Annotated in this window: 25 protein-coding genes; all 25 read left to right on the top strand. The window is 43.7% G+C overall.

From position 1 onward, the window contains the following. Positions 1-10 precede the first annotated feature (10 nt). The 25 genes from rplD (at position 11) to rpmJ (ending at position 11443) form a co-directional block, all read left to right on the top strand. The gene (gene rplD / locus I2E21_RS09875; protein WP_022234101.1) at positions 11-634 is read left to right on the top strand and encodes a 50S ribosomal protein L4; all 624 of its coding nucleotides are present in this window, start codon (positions 11-13) and stop codon (positions 632-634) included. Further along, entirely contained in the window at positions 631-924 is a 294-nt protein-coding gene (gene rplW / locus I2E21_RS09870) for a 50S ribosomal protein L23 (protein WP_022234102.1), read from the top strand. Before rplD ends, rplW begins: the two co-directional genes overlap by 4 nt. Before the next feature lie 78 nt (positions 925-1002). After that, positions 1003-1836 carry a 50S ribosomal protein L2 gene (rplB, locus tag I2E21_RS09865; protein ID WP_022234103.1) on the top strand — a complete coding sequence of 278 codons (834 nt, stop codon included), beginning with the start codon at positions 1003-1005 and terminating at the stop codon, positions 1834-1836. A gap of 22 nt (positions 1837-1858) precedes the next feature. Continuing rightward, positions 1859-2131: a 30S ribosomal protein S19 gene (gene rpsS / locus I2E21_RS09860; RefSeq protein ID WP_022234104.1), complete on the top strand. Its 273-nt coding sequence runs from the start codon at positions 1859-1861 to the stop codon at positions 2129-2131. A gap of 20 nt (positions 2132-2151) precedes the next feature. Continuing rightward, positions 2152-2490 carry a 50S ribosomal protein L22 gene (rplV, locus tag I2E21_RS09855; protein ID WP_022234105.1) on the top strand — a complete coding sequence of 113 codons (339 nt, stop codon included), beginning with the start codon at positions 2152-2154 and terminating at the stop codon, positions 2488-2490. A 14-nt stretch (positions 2491-2504) separates the two neighbouring features. Next, on the top strand, positions 2505-3176 hold the full coding sequence (rpsC, locus tag I2E21_RS09850) for a 30S ribosomal protein S3 (RefSeq protein WP_022234106.1): 672 nt from the start codon (positions 2505-2507) through the stop codon (positions 3174-3176). Beyond that, positions 3176-3595, top strand: coding sequence for a 50S ribosomal protein L16 (gene rplP / locus I2E21_RS09845; RefSeq protein WP_015523195.1), 420 nt, complete (start codon positions 3176-3178; stop codon positions 3593-3595). Before rpsC ends, rplP begins: the two co-directional genes overlap by 1 nt. After that, positions 3595-3798: a 50S ribosomal protein L29 gene (gene rpmC / locus I2E21_RS09840; protein ID WP_022234107.1), complete on the top strand. Its 204-nt coding sequence runs from the start codon at positions 3595-3597 to the stop codon at positions 3796-3798. The genes rplP and rpmC overlap by 1 nt, the downstream gene beginning before the upstream one ends. 17 nt (positions 3799-3815) lie before the next feature. Then, positions 3816-4073, top strand: a complete 258-nt coding sequence (rpsQ, locus tag I2E21_RS09835; RefSeq protein ID WP_022234108.1) for a 30S ribosomal protein S17 — start codon at positions 3816-3818, stop codon at positions 4071-4073. A gap of 32 nt (positions 4074-4105) precedes the next feature. Next, the gene (gene rplN / locus I2E21_RS09830; protein WP_022234109.1) at positions 4106-4474 is read left to right on the top strand and encodes a 50S ribosomal protein L14; all 369 of its coding nucleotides are present in this window, start codon (positions 4106-4108) and stop codon (positions 4472-4474) included. Between the two features lie 16 nt (positions 4475-4490). Next, the gene (gene rplX, locus I2E21_RS09825; RefSeq protein WP_022234110.1) at positions 4491-4808 is read left to right on the top strand and encodes a 50S ribosomal protein L24; all 318 of its coding nucleotides are present in this window, start codon (positions 4491-4493) and stop codon (positions 4806-4808) included. Between the two features lie 14 nt (positions 4809-4822). Beyond that, positions 4823-5362, top strand: coding sequence for a 50S ribosomal protein L5 (rplE, locus tag I2E21_RS09820; protein WP_022234111.1), 540 nt, complete (start codon positions 4823-4825; stop codon positions 5360-5362). A gap of 12 nt (positions 5363-5374) precedes the next feature. Continuing rightward, positions 5375-5560, top strand: coding sequence for a type Z 30S ribosomal protein S14 (locus I2E21_RS09815; protein ID WP_022234112.1), 186 nt, complete (start codon positions 5375-5377; stop codon positions 5558-5560). A gap of 21 nt (positions 5561-5581) precedes the next feature. Beyond that, positions 5582-5980, top strand: a complete 399-nt coding sequence (gene rpsH / locus I2E21_RS09810) for a 30S ribosomal protein S8 (RefSeq protein WP_022234113.1) — start codon at positions 5582-5584, stop codon at positions 5978-5980. Between the two features lie 13 nt (positions 5981-5993). After that, entirely contained in the window at positions 5994-6536 is a 543-nt protein-coding gene (gene rplF / locus I2E21_RS09805) for a 50S ribosomal protein L6 (RefSeq protein WP_022234114.1), read from the top strand. A 17-nt stretch (positions 6537-6553) separates the two neighbouring features. Beyond that, on the top strand, positions 6554-6913 hold the full coding sequence (rplR, locus tag I2E21_RS09800) for a 50S ribosomal protein L18 (protein WP_022234115.1): 360 nt from the start codon (positions 6554-6556) through the stop codon (positions 6911-6913). 17 nt (positions 6914-6930) lie between these two features. Continuing rightward, entirely contained in the window at positions 6931-7428 is a 498-nt protein-coding gene (rpsE, locus tag I2E21_RS09795) for a 30S ribosomal protein S5 (protein WP_022234116.1), read from the top strand. A 17-nt stretch (positions 7429-7445) separates the two neighbouring features. Next, positions 7446-7616: a 50S ribosomal protein L30 gene (rpmD, locus tag I2E21_RS09790; RefSeq protein ID WP_022234117.1), complete on the top strand. Its 171-nt coding sequence runs from the start codon at positions 7446-7448 to the stop codon at positions 7614-7616. Between the two features lie 18 nt (positions 7617-7634). Continuing rightward, complete coding sequence (gene rplO / locus I2E21_RS09785; protein ID WP_022234118.1) at positions 7635-8078, top strand: 50S ribosomal protein L15; 444 nt, start codon at positions 7635-7637, stop codon at positions 8076-8078. Further along, positions 8079-9383: a preprotein translocase subunit SecY gene (secY, locus tag I2E21_RS09780; RefSeq protein ID WP_195411209.1), complete on the top strand. Its 1305-nt coding sequence runs from the start codon at positions 8079-8081 to the stop codon at positions 9381-9383. 36 nt (positions 9384-9419) lie between these two features. Beyond that, complete coding sequence (locus tag I2E21_RS09775) at positions 9420-10052, top strand: adenylate kinase (RefSeq protein WP_117705185.1); 633 nt, start codon at positions 9420-9422, stop codon at positions 10050-10052. Positions 10053-10054: 2 nt separating this feature from the next. Beyond that, entirely contained in the window at positions 10055-10807 is a 753-nt protein-coding gene (gene map, locus I2E21_RS09770; protein WP_022234121.1) for a type I methionyl aminopeptidase, read from the top strand. A gap of 9 nt (positions 10808-10816) precedes the next feature. Then, positions 10817-11056 (top strand): KOW domain-containing RNA-binding protein, encoded by a 240-nt coding sequence (locus I2E21_RS09765; RefSeq protein WP_022234122.1) that lies wholly within the window; start codon positions 10817-10819, stop codon positions 11054-11056. 14 nt (positions 11057-11070) lie between these two features. Next, positions 11071-11289, top strand: coding sequence for a translation initiation factor IF-1 (gene infA, locus I2E21_RS09760; protein ID WP_022234123.1), 219 nt, complete (start codon positions 11071-11073; stop codon positions 11287-11289). Between the two features lie 40 nt (positions 11290-11329). Next, positions 11330-11443 carry a 50S ribosomal protein L36 gene (gene rpmJ / locus I2E21_RS09755; RefSeq protein ID WP_015523208.1) on the top strand — a complete coding sequence of 38 codons (114 nt, stop codon included), beginning with the start codon at positions 11330-11332 and terminating at the stop codon, positions 11441-11443. The last annotated feature ends 43 nt before the right edge of the window (positions 11444-11486 follow it).

Raw genomic sequence — 11486 nt, 5'->3', positions numbered from 1 at the left:
GGGATTATAAATGCCTAATTTTGCAGTAGTAGATATGGAAGGCAAGCAGGTTGGTTCTATCGACCTTAGCGAGTCCGTATTCGGTATTGAGCCAAACACAGCAGTTATGCATCAGATGGTTGTAAACTATCTTGCTAACCAGCGTCACGGCACACAGTCTGCTCTTACAAGAGCTGAAGTTTCAGGTGGCGGCAGAAAGCCATGGAGACAGAAGGGTACAGGCCGTGCAAGACAGGGTTCAACTCGTTCACCACAGTGGACACACGGTGGTATTGTATTTGCTCCAAAGCCAAGAAGCTACAGATTTACTGTAAACAAGAAAGTAAGAAGACTTGCTATGAAGTCAGCTTTCTCAGCTAAGGCTGTGGATAAGGGAATCATCATTGTTGATTCAATCGCAATGACAGAGTACAAAACAAAGAAAATCGCTGCTATGCTCGAGGCTATCGGTGCAGAGAAGAAAGCTCTCATCGTTCTTCCTGAGAATAACAGCATGATCGTTAAGTCAGCATCTAACATTCCGGGTGTTAAGACTGCACAGGTAAACACACTTAATGTTTACGATATTCTTAATGCAGGCACACTCGTAATCGCAAAGGATGCTGTAAGCAAGATTGAGGAGGTATATGCATGATTGCTCAGGATATCGTAATTCGTCCGATTATTACAGAGAAGAGTATGTCAGGTGTTTTAAACAAGGTATATACCTTTGAAGTTGCTAAATCGGCTAATAAAATTGAAATCGCAAAAGCTTGCGAAGAGCTTTTCAAGGTTGAGGTTGCTAAGGTTAATACAGTAAGCGTTCGTGGTAAGTTCCGCCGTCAGGGCAGAAACAACGGCGGTTACTCAAAGAGCTGGAAGAAAGCAATCATAACACTTAAGGAAAACAGCAAGCCTATCGAATTTTTTGAAGGCATGATGTAAGCCTGAAAAATTATTCAGGCAGAATGTATGGGAAAGAGCCATTTTCCCGCAAAGCCATCATGAGGAGAGTGAAACCAAATGGCAATTAAAGTATTTAAGCCGACCATTAACTCCAGAAGAAATATGTCGGTAACAGATTTTTCTGTTCTTTCAAAGGTTGCACCTGAAAAGAGCTTACTCGCTCCTTTAAACAAAAAGTCAGGTCGTAACAGCTACGGCAGAATTACTGTTCGTCACAGAGGCGGCGGTAACCGTAGAAAATATCGTATCATTGATTTCAAGCGTCAGAAATTTGATGTAGAAGGCACAGTTAAGACACTTGAGTACGATCCAAACCGTTCAGCATTCATCGCTCTTATCGAGTATACTGACGGCGATAAAGCTTACATTATTGCTCCGGAAGGACTTAAGGTAGGCGACAAAGTTACAGCAGGTGAGAACGCAGATATTAAGCCGGGTAACGCATTACCTCTTACTGCTATTCCTGTAGGTACATTCATTCATAATGTTGAGCTTTATCCGGGCAGAGGTGCTCAGCTTGCTCGTTCAGCAGGTAATATGGCACAGCTCATGGCTAAGGAAAACGGTCTTGCACTTTTAAGACTTCCTTCAGGCGAGCTCAGAAATGTTCCTGAAAGCTGCATGGCTACAATCGGCCAGGTAGGTAACGTTGATCACGAGAATGTAAAGATCGGTAAAGCCGGTCGTAAGAGAAATATGGGTTGGAGACCTACAGTTCGTGGTTCTGTAATGAACCCTAACGATCACCCGCACGGCGGTGGTGAAGGTAAATCTCCTGTTGGTCGTCCGGGACCTGTTACTCCTTGGGGTAAGCCTGCACTCGGTTACAAGACTCGTAAGAACAACAAGAGCAGCGACAAGCTTATCGTTCGCAGAAGAAACGGTAAGTAAGGCAGAGAAAGGAGCTTAAATTATGAGTAGAAGTACTAAAAAAGGCCCTTTTGTACAGCCTGTATTGCTCAAAAGGGTTCAGGAGATGAACGAAAAGGGTGAAAAGAGAATTCTTAAGACTTGGTCAAGAAGCTCAACAATTTTCCCTGAATTCGTTGGTCACACATTCGCAGTTCACGACGGTCGTAAGCATGTTCCTGTATATGTTACAGAAGATATGGTTGGTCACAAGCTCGGTGAGTTTGCTCCTACCAGAACATTTAAGGGACACGCAGGATCTAAGACATCTAAGTAAGCGGAAGGAGAGTATTGCAGATGGAAGCTAAAGCAATTGCAAAATTTGTTCGTATCTCACCCCGCAAGGTAGGCGTTGTTCTTGACCTTATCAGAGGTAAAGACGCTAAATATGCGGAAGCTGTTCTCAAGCACACTCCTAAGGCCGCTAGCGAGCCACTTTTAAAGTTGCTCAATTCAGCTATGGCTAACGCTGAGAATAATCATGATATGGATGTATCAAGACTGTATGTTGCTGAATGCAACGCAACAGCAGGCCCCATCCTTAAAAGAATTCGTCCGAGAGCACAGGGCAGAGCGTTCAGAATTAACAAGAGAACATCTCACATCAGCCTTGTCCTCAAGGAAAAAGAAGACTAAGGGGAGGTTTAAATATGGGTCAGAAAGTTAATCCGCACGGTTTGCGTGTCGGTGTAATTAAAGATTGGGATTCCCGTTGGTTTGCAGACAAGAAGAACTTTGGTGCAACACTCGTTGAGGACTATAACCTCCGTAAAACACTCAAGGCTCAGCTCTACAACTTCGGTATCGCAAAAATTGAAATTGAGCGTGACGGCAAAAAGGTTAAGATTAGCATTCACTGTGCTAAGCCGGGCCTTGTTATCGGTAAGGGCGGCGCAGAGATTGAGAAGCTCAAGGCTCAGTGCGAAGCTATGCTTAAGAAGCCAGTTGCTATCAATATAGTAGAAGTTAAAGCTCCTGAGCTTGACGCTCAGCTTGTTGCTGAAAATGTTGCTCAGCAGCTCGAAAAGAGAATTTCATTCCGTCGTGCTATGAAGCAGTCAATCGGTAACGCAATGCGTCGTGGCGCTAAGGGTATTAAAATTATGTGTTCAGGTCGTCTTGGCGGCGCTGAAATCGCTCGTTCAGAGCAGTACCACGAGGGTACTATTCCGCTTCAGACACTTCGTGCCGACATCGACTACGGCTTTGCCGAGGCTAACACTACTTACGGTAAGATTGGCGTTAAGGTATGGCTTTACAAGGGCGAGGTTTTAAACGAAGTTAAGTCAAGAAAGCCACGCAGAGAAGGAGGCAGAAAGTAATGTTATTACCAAAGAGAGTTAAGTACAGAAGAGTACACAGAGGTCGTATGACAGGTAAGGCTCTTCGTGGTAACAAGGTTACTTACGGTGATTTCGGTCTTCAGGCTACAGAGCCTGCATGGATTACTTCAAACCAGATCGAAGCTGCCCGTGTTGCCATGACTCGTTACTGCAAAAGATTCGGTAAAGTATGGATCAAAATTTTCCCTGACAAGCCTGTTACTGCAAAGCCTGCAGAAACTCGAATGGGTTCAGGTAAAGGTTCACCTGAGTATTGGGTAGCCGTTGTTAAGCCGGGCAGAGTTATGTTTGAGCTTGGCGGTGTAGATGAAGCTACTGCAAGAGAGGCTCTTCGCCTTGCTGCAAATAAGCTTCCAATTAAGTGCAAGTTTGTAAAGAAAGAGGAGGGTGAGCAGTAATGAAAGCATCAGAAATTAGAGAAATGTCTGTAGAAGAGCTCGAGTTAAAGCTCGCAGACCTCAAGGAAGAGTTATTTAACCTTCGTTTCCAGCTTGCTGTTAATCAGCTTGAAAACTCATCCAGAATTGGCGCCGTAAAGAAAGACATCGCAAGAGTTTCTACAATTCTTCGTATGCGTGAACTCAATGGCGCTGAGGCTTAAGAGAGGAGGACTTAACAGTGAGTGAGAGAAATATGAGAAAAGTTGTTGTCGGTAAGGTTGTAAGCAACAAGATGGACAAGACTATTGTTGTAGCAGTCGAGGACAGCGTAAAGCATAAGCTTTATAACAAAATTGTTAAGCGTACAGTTCGTTTTAAGGCACATGACGAGAATAACGAGTGTGGCATTGGCGACCGTGTAAAGATTATGGAGACCCGTCCTCTTTCTAAGGATAAAAGATGGAGACTCGTCGAGATTATTGAGAAAGCAAAATAAGTTGCGGCTTTTGAGAAAAGGAGGAATACACTGTGATTCAACAGCAGACACTTCTCAAGGTTGCCGATAATACAGGTGCAAAAGAACTTATGTGCATTCGTGTACTCGGCGGTACCAGAAGAAGATATGCCAACATTGGCGATGTAATCGTTGCTTCAGTTAAAAAAGCAGCACCCGGCGGTGTTGTTAAAAAAGGCGACGTTGTTAAGGCTGTGGTAGTTCGTTCTGCAAAGGGCGTAAGACGTGAGGACGGTACTTATATCCGTTTTGACGAGAATGCAGCTGTTATTATTAAGGAAGATAAGAACCCTAAGGGTACTCGTATCTTCGGACCAGTAGCAAGAGAGCTCCGTGATAAGGATTATATGAAGATCTTATCACTTGCTCCTGAAGTACTTTAATTGGAGGTGTCACAATATGAGTAAAGTTCATGTAAAAACAGGCGACACCGTTATCGTTATCAGCGGTAAGGATAAGGGCAAGCAGGGTCAGGTTCTTGCTGTCAGCCCAAAAGAAGGCAAAGTTATTGTTGAGAAGGTAAACATGGTTTCTAAGCATGTTAAGCCAAGAAAAATGGGCGAGCAGGGTGGCATCGTTAAGGCTGAAGGCGCTATGTATGCATCTAAGGTTCAGATCGTTTGCCCTCGTTGCAAGAAGCAGACAAGAGTTGCTCACAAGATTTACGAAGACGGTTCTAAGGGCCGTGTTTGCGCTAAATGTGGCGAAGCACTTTAAGGAGGATATAAGATATGGCAAGACTTAAAGAATATTATTCAAAAGAAGTTGCACCTGCTCTTATGAACAAGTTCTCCTATAAGAGCACAATGCAGATTCCAAAGCTTGACAAGATTGTTATCAATGTTGGTGCAGGCGAAGCAAGAGAAAATTCAAAGGTTATCGACGCTATTTCTAAGGACCTTGGTATTATCACAGGTCAGAAGGCACTTGTTTGCCGTGCAAGAAAGTCAGTTGCTAACTTTAAGCTCAGAGAGGGTATGCCAATCGGCTGTAAGGTAACACTTAGAGGCGAGAGAATGTATGAGTTCCTCGACAGATTCTTTAATGTAGCACTTCCGAGAGTAAGAGACTTCAGAGGTATTAACCCTAACTCTTTTGACGGCAGAGGCAACTACAATATGGGTCTTAAAGAGCAGCTCATTTTCCCTGAAATTGAGTATGACAAGGTTGACAAGGTTCGTGGTATGGACATTTGTTTCGTTACCACTGCAACTACAGACGAAGAGGCTCGTGAGCTTTTAACACTTATGGGCGCACCGTTTTCAAAGTAAGGAGGGATTGTTGTGGCTAAGACTTCAATGAAAGTTAAGCAGCAGAGAGAGCAGAAGTTCTCAACAAGAGAGTACACAAGATGTAACATCTGTGGTAGACCACACGCCTACCTCCGTAAGTTTGGTATTTGCCGTATTTGCTTCCGTGAGCTCGCTTACAAGGGCGAAATTCCGGGCGTAAAGAAAGCAAGCTGGTAAGGACAAGGGAGGTAACATCTAATGCAGATTACAGATACAATTGCTGATTTACTTACAAGAATCCGTAATGCTAACTCAGCTAAGCACGATACTGTAGAAATTCCTTCTTCAAACCTTAAGAAGTCAATCTGTCAGATTCTTCTTGACGAGGGTTATATCAAGAATTTCACAGTTATAGAAGATGGTAAGCAGGGCGTTATTAAGGTTACTCTTAAGTACGTTGACGGCAAGACTCCTGTTATTACAGGTCTTCGCCGTGTATCTAAGCCCGGTTTACGTATTTACAGCAATGTAGAAGATATGCCAAAGGTTATGAAGGGCCTCGGTATTGCCATTATTTCAACATCAAAGGGCGTAATGACAGATCGTCAGGCTCGTGCTGAACATATTGGCGGCGAAGTTCTTGCTTACATTTGGTAAGGAGGTACGATAAATGTCTCGAATTGGAAGAAAACCTATAAATATTCCCGCCGGAGTTACAGCTTCAATCGCTGACGGCGTTATCACTGTTAAGGGACCGAAGGGCTCACTTGATTTCAAGTACAACCCGGCTATGACAGTAGAAGTTAAGGGCGATGTAATCGAAGTTACCCGCCCTGACGACACAAAAGAAAACCGCTCACTTCACGGCCTTACAAGAACACTTATCCACAATATGGTTATCGGTGTTACAGAGGGCTACAAGAAGACTCTTGAGGTAAACGGCGTTGGTTACCGTGTTCAGAAGCAGGGTAACAAGTGCGTTATGAACCTTGGTTATTCACACCAGGTTATCGTTGAGGATACAGACGACATCAAGATTGAAGTTCCTGATCCAAACAAAATCATAATCACAGGCATTGACAAGCAAAAGGTTGGTCAGTTTGCTGCCGAGGTTAGAGAAAAGCGTCCACCGGAGCCATATAAGGGCAAGGGTATTAAGTACGATTATGAAGTTATCCGCCGCAAGGAAGGTAAAGCAGGTAAGGGTAAATAATTAAGGAGTGAATGACTATGGTAAGCAGACCTGAAACAAAAAAAGCACGCATTAAGCGTCATAAGAGAATCCGCAGCAAGATCAGCGGTACTGCTCAGTGTCCACGTTTATGCGTATTCCGCTCCACAAACAACATCTACGCTCAGCTTATTGATGACGTAGCTGGTGTTACTCTTGCTCAGGCTTCAAGCCTTGACAAGAGCATTGAAGGCAATGGCGGAAACAAAGAAGCAGCTAAGGCAGTAGGCAAGCTTATTGCACAGCGTGCAGCTGAAAAGAATATCGTTGATGTTGTATTTGACAGAGGCGGTAACATTTATCACGGCCGTGTTAAGGAATTGGCCGAAGGCGCTCGTGAGGGCGGACTCAATTTCTAAGGATAGGAGGAATAACTTTGGCTAAAACAGTAGAAGTAACAGGCGAATTAAAAGAAAGAGTAGTTACTATCAACCGTGTATCAAAAACGGTTAAAGGCGGTCGTATTTTTAAGTTTGCAGCTCTCGTAGTTGTAGGCGACGGCAACGGCGTAGTAGGCTTTGGTATCGGCAAGGCTGGTGAGGTTCCTGATGCTATCCGTAAGGGCATTGAGGATGCAAAGAAAAACCTTATGAAGGTTTCACTTAGAGGTACAACAATCCCTCATGAAATCGTTGGTGAATTTGGTGCAGGCAGAGTTCTTATGAAGCCTGCAGCTCCCGGTACCGGTGTTATCGCAGGTGGTCCGGTTCGTGCCGTTATAGAGGCAGTAGGTATTAAGGATATCAGAACAAAGGCTCTTCGTTCAAACAATCCTTGCAATGTTGTAAGAGCAACACTTGCAGGTCTTGCAGCTCTCAGAACTGCTGAAGAAGTTGCCGCTGTACGTGGTAAATCCGTTAAGGAAATCGTATAACAGGGAGGTTGTAAACTATGACAATTAAGTTAGTAAAGAGCCTCATCGGCTGTACAAAACCACAGATCGCAACCGCCCAGGCTTTAGGTCTGAAGAAAATCGGCGATGTAACAACTCAGCCTGATAACGCTCAGACAAAAGGCAAGGTAGCAAAAATTTCTCACCTCGTAGAGGTTATCGAAGCATAAGCAAGGAGGTGCGTACTTATGAAGTTACATGAACTTTCACCGGTTGAGGGCTCAAAGAAGGACTCAAAGAGAATTGGCAGAGGTCACGGCTCAGGCTGGGGTAAGACTGCAGGCAAGGGACACAAGGGCCAGAAGGCTCGTTCAGGCGGCAGTATTCGTCCGGGTTTTGAAGGCGGTCAGATGCCACTTCAGCGTAGAGTTCCAAAGAGAGGCTTCAATAACATTTTCGCTAAGAATGTTGTTGCAATTAACCTCAGTACTTTAAACAGAAAGTTTGAAAACGGTGCTACAGTTGACGTAGAAGCTTTAGTAAATGCCGGCGTTATTAAGAACGGTTTTGACGCAGTAAAGGTTCTCGGCAACGGTAAAATCGACAAAAAACTTACAGTAAAGGTATCTGCTTTCTCCGAATCTGCTAAAGCAGCCATTGAGGCAGCAGGCGGAAAGGCAGAGGTGGTATAATTGTTAAAAACAATTAGAAATGCCTGGTCAATACCTGACCTTCGTAAGAAACTTTTATTTACACTTATGATTATCATCGTATTCAGAATCGGTTCAGTTATCCCTGTTCCGTTTCTGGATATGAGTGCACTCGCTACCGCCATGAACGGTATGAACGAGGGCAATACTATGCTTGCATATCTTAACACATTGTCAGGCGGCGCTTTTGCAAATGCAACACTTTTTGCAATGGGCGTTACACCTTACATCAACAGCTCAATTATTATGCAGCTCCTCACTGTTGCAATTCCTCCTCTTGAGAGAATGGCAAAAGAGGGAGAGGCAGGCAGAAGAAAAATCGGTACTATTACCCGTTATGTAACAGTTGGTCTTGGTCTTATTCAGGGCGGTGCTTATTGGTACTATCTCCATAAGTCAGGTGTTACAGTTTACACAGAGGGTTTCTCACTTGTTTTCTCTGCTATTGTTATTATTCTTGTATTCACAGCCGGCACAGCACTTATGATGTGGCTTGGTGAGCAGATTAACACAAACGGTATCGGAAACGGTATTTCAATTCTCCTTTTCGCAGGTATCGTTGCTCAGCTTCCTTACACATTAAGTATGCTCGGTCAGTTCTGGAAACTTGCAGGCGAGGGTTCAACTCAGTTCTATTTCCTCGTTCCGCTTTGGATTGTTATTTTTGTTGCCATTGTATGGGTTATCACATTTATGCAGGACAGCGAAAGAAGAATTCCGATCCAGTATGCAAAGAGAGTTGTTGGCAGAAAGATGTATGGCGGTCAGTCAAGTCACCTTCCAATCAAGGTTGCACTCGGCGGTGTACTTCCAATCATCTTTGCAAGCTCAATTCTTTCTATCCCGGGTACTATTAATCTTTTCGCAAAGGTTAAAGACGGTTTCTGGGGTGCTTTCTTCAATGCATTTGATACAAGCGGTTGGCTTTATAATGTATTGTACTTTATCTTAATTATAATGTTCGCATATTTCTATACTACTATTCAATACAATCCGATTGAAATGGCAAACAACCTTAAGTCAAACAACGGTACAATTCCGGGTATTCGTCCTGGCGCACCGACAGCTGACTACATAAGAAATATTCTTTCAAGAATTACTCTTATCGGCGCTCTCTTCCTCGCAGTAATCGCACTTGTTCCAAGTATTTACGGTTCTGCTACAGGCATGGGTCGTATGGCTATCGGCGGTACTTCAATCATCATTCTCGTTGGTGTTGCACTTGAAACAGTAAAACAGCTTGAGTCACAGATGATGATGAGACATTATAAAGGTTTTCTTGACTAATTTCTTGACTTATTGAGATAAAAGGAGTATAATAAAATGAACATTATTATGTTAGGTGCTCCGGGTGCAGGTAAAGGTACTCAAGCAGCTGTACTTTGTGAGCATTTTGGAATTCCCACTATTTCAACCGGAAATATGATCCGTGAAGCGCTGAAAAACGGCACTGAGATGGGTTTGAAAGCTAAGTCTTTTATGGACGAAGGCAAACTCGTTCCCGACGAGGTTGTTATCGGCATCGTAAAGGAAAGACTTTCACAGGATGACTGCTCTAAGGGTTTTATCCTTGACGGTTTCCCAAGAACCATTCCTCAGGCTGAGGCTCTGGATAAAATGGGCGTTGAAATTCAGTATGTTATCAACATTGATGTTGCCGACGAAAGAATTATCAAGCGTATGTCCGGACGCCGTGTTTGCGAAAATTGTGGCAAACCTTATCACCTCACTAACCTTCCACCAAAGGTTGAGGGCGTTTGCGATGATTGTAACGGCACCCTTGTTCAGCGCAAGGACGACCACCCAGATACTGTACTTGCTCGCCTGGCTGTATATCACAAAGAGACTGAGCCTCTCGCAGCTTATTACGAGAAGCAGGGCAAGCTCATTAATGTAGAGGGTAAAGACGATGTAGTTTCTACTACAAAGCTTATCTTAGAAGCAATCGAGGCTTAAGTATGGTTATTGTAAAAACAGCACGGGAAATTTCTAAAATGAAAGATGCATGCAGAATATCAGCGGAGGCACTCCGTGTTGCAGGTGAGGCTGTAAAGCCGGGTATCACCACTTACGAAATTGATACTATAGTTCGCAAATATATCGAGAAACAGGGTGCTACACCCTCGTTTCTCGGTTATGGCGGTTTTCCTGCAAGTGCTTGCATTTCCGTAAATAATGTGGTTATCCATGGCATACCGAGTAAAAAACAGATTCTTAAAGAGGGCGACATTGTAAGCGTTGATGTCGGCGCATTTTACGAAGGCTTTCACGGCGATAATGCCTATACGTTTGCCTGCGGTAAAATCAGTGACGAAGCTCAGCGTTTGCTTGACGCAACTAAAGAAGGCCTTTTTGAGGGAATTAAAATGGCTGTTGCCGGAAATCGTGTAGGCGATATAGGCAGCGCTGTTCAGAAGTATGTCGAAGCTCGCAGTTACTCGGTGGTACGAGATTTTGTCGGCCACGGCGTAGGTGCGAAATTACACGAAGACCCAAGTATCCCCAATTACGGCACACCGGGCAGAGGCGTAAGACTGTTGCCGGGTATGACAATCGCTATTGAACCTATGGTAACTCAGGGCTCCTATGAGGTGCGTGTTCTTGATGATGAGTGGACTACCGTTACGGTTGACGGTAAGCTTGCCGCACATTTTGAACATACAGTAGCAATTACTCCTGACGGTCCTAAGATTATGACTCTTTGTGATTAAAGGTGATTTATGAACATTCAAAAGGGTAGCATAGTCAGAGCAAAGTCAGGGCGTGACAAAGGTAAATTTTTCCTTGTACTCTCGGTTGAGGGTCATTTTGCGTTTATAGCAGACGGTAAAACCCGTAAGCTTGAAAAACCGAAGAAGAAAAATTTACTTCATCTTGCGGCTACAACTGTAGTTTATACAGGTTCAGCAGAAACCAATCCGCAGATAAAACGAATTTTAAGTGATTTAAAAAACGACTAACGGAGGTTTATGATATGTCCAAACAGGATGTAATTGAAATCGAGGGTATTGTAAGGGAGGCTCTCCCTAACGCACAGTTTAAGGTTGAGCTGCCTAACGGTCACGTGATCTTAGCTGTTATTTCAGGTAAATTGCGTATGAATTTTATCCGCATTTTGCCGGGCGACAAGGTAACGGTGGAAATGTCACCGTATGACCTGACAAGAGGAAGAATTACCTGGCGTTCTAAATAAGCCGGGGCAATACGACTTTTTAGAAAGGAATGATTAACTAATGAAAGTCAGACCTTCAGTAAAGAAAATGTGCGATAAGTGCAAAGTAATCAAAAGAAAAGGTAAGATTTTAGTTATTTGCGAAAACCCTAAGCACAAACAGCGTCAGGGTTAATTACCTTAAAAACATTAAAACACAGACTACTAATTTAATTTAT

The organism is Ruminococcus sp. BSD2780120874_150323_B10, assembly GCF_015553695.1.
Taxonomy (GTDB): Bacteria; Bacillota; Clostridia; order Oscillospirales; family Acutalibacteraceae; genus Ruminococcoides; species Ruminococcoides intestinale_A.
This window is presented reverse-complemented; position numbering and strand designations above follow the sequence as displayed.

Bases quoted from the DNA above. Each gene is read 5' to 3' on its own strand.
- rplD (WP_022234101.1), top strand. From the start codon at position 11: ATGCCTAATTTTGCAGTAGTAGATATGGAAGGCAAGCAGGTTGGTTCT.
- rplW (WP_022234102.1), top strand. From the start codon at position 631: ATGATTGCTCAGGATATCGTAATTCGTCCGATTATTACAGAGAAGAGT.
- rplB (WP_022234103.1), top strand. From the start codon at position 1,003: ATGGCAATTAAAGTATTTAAGCCGACCATTAACTCCAGAAGAAATATG.
- rpsS (WP_022234104.1), top strand. From the start codon at position 1,859: ATGAGTAGAAGTACTAAAAAAGGCCCTTTTGTACAGCCTGTATTGCTC.
- rplV (WP_022234105.1), top strand. From the start codon at position 2,152: ATGGAAGCTAAAGCAATTGCAAAATTTGTTCGTATCTCACCCCGCAAG.
- rpsC (WP_022234106.1), top strand. From the start codon at position 2,505: ATGGGTCAGAAAGTTAATCCGCACGGTTTGCGTGTCGGTGTAATTAAA.
- rplP (WP_015523195.1), top strand. From the start codon at position 3,176: ATGTTATTACCAAAGAGAGTTAAGTACAGAAGAGTACACAGAGGTCGT.
- rpmC (WP_022234107.1), top strand. From the start codon at position 3,595: ATGAAAGCATCAGAAATTAGAGAAATGTCTGTAGAAGAGCTCGAGTTA.
- rplX (WP_022234110.1), top strand. From the start codon at position 4,491: ATGAGTAAAGTTCATGTAAAAACAGGCGACACCGTTATCGTTATCAGC.
- rplE (WP_022234111.1), top strand. From the start codon at position 4,823: ATGGCAAGACTTAAAGAATATTATTCAAAAGAAGTTGCACCTGCTCTT.
- rpsH (WP_022234113.1), top strand. From the start codon at position 5,582: ATGCAGATTACAGATACAATTGCTGATTTACTTACAAGAATCCGTAAT.
- rplF (WP_022234114.1), top strand. From the start codon at position 5,994: ATGTCTCGAATTGGAAGAAAACCTATAAATATTCCCGCCGGAGTTACA.
- rplR (WP_022234115.1), top strand. From the start codon at position 6,554: ATGGTAAGCAGACCTGAAACAAAAAAAGCACGCATTAAGCGTCATAAG.
- rpmD (WP_022234117.1), top strand. From the start codon at position 7,446: ATGACAATTAAGTTAGTAAAGAGCCTCATCGGCTGTACAAAACCACAG.
- rplO (WP_022234118.1), top strand. From the start codon at position 7,635: ATGAAGTTACATGAACTTTCACCGGTTGAGGGCTCAAAGAAGGACTCA.
- I2E21_RS09775 (WP_117705185.1), top strand. From the start codon at position 9,420: ATGAACATTATTATGTTAGGTGCTCCGGGTGCAGGTAAAGGTACTCAA.
- map (WP_022234121.1), top strand. From the start codon at position 10,055: ATGGTTATTGTAAAAACAGCACGGGAAATTTCTAAAATGAAAGATGCA.
- I2E21_RS09765 (WP_022234122.1), top strand. From the start codon at position 10,817: ATGAACATTCAAAAGGGTAGCATAGTCAGAGCAAAGTCAGGGCGTGAC.
- infA (WP_022234123.1), top strand. From the start codon at position 11,071: ATGTCCAAACAGGATGTAATTGAAATCGAGGGTATTGTAAGGGAGGCT.
- rpmJ (WP_015523208.1), top strand. From the start codon at position 11,330: ATGAAAGTCAGACCTTCAGTAAAGAAAATGTGCGATAAGTGCAAAGTA.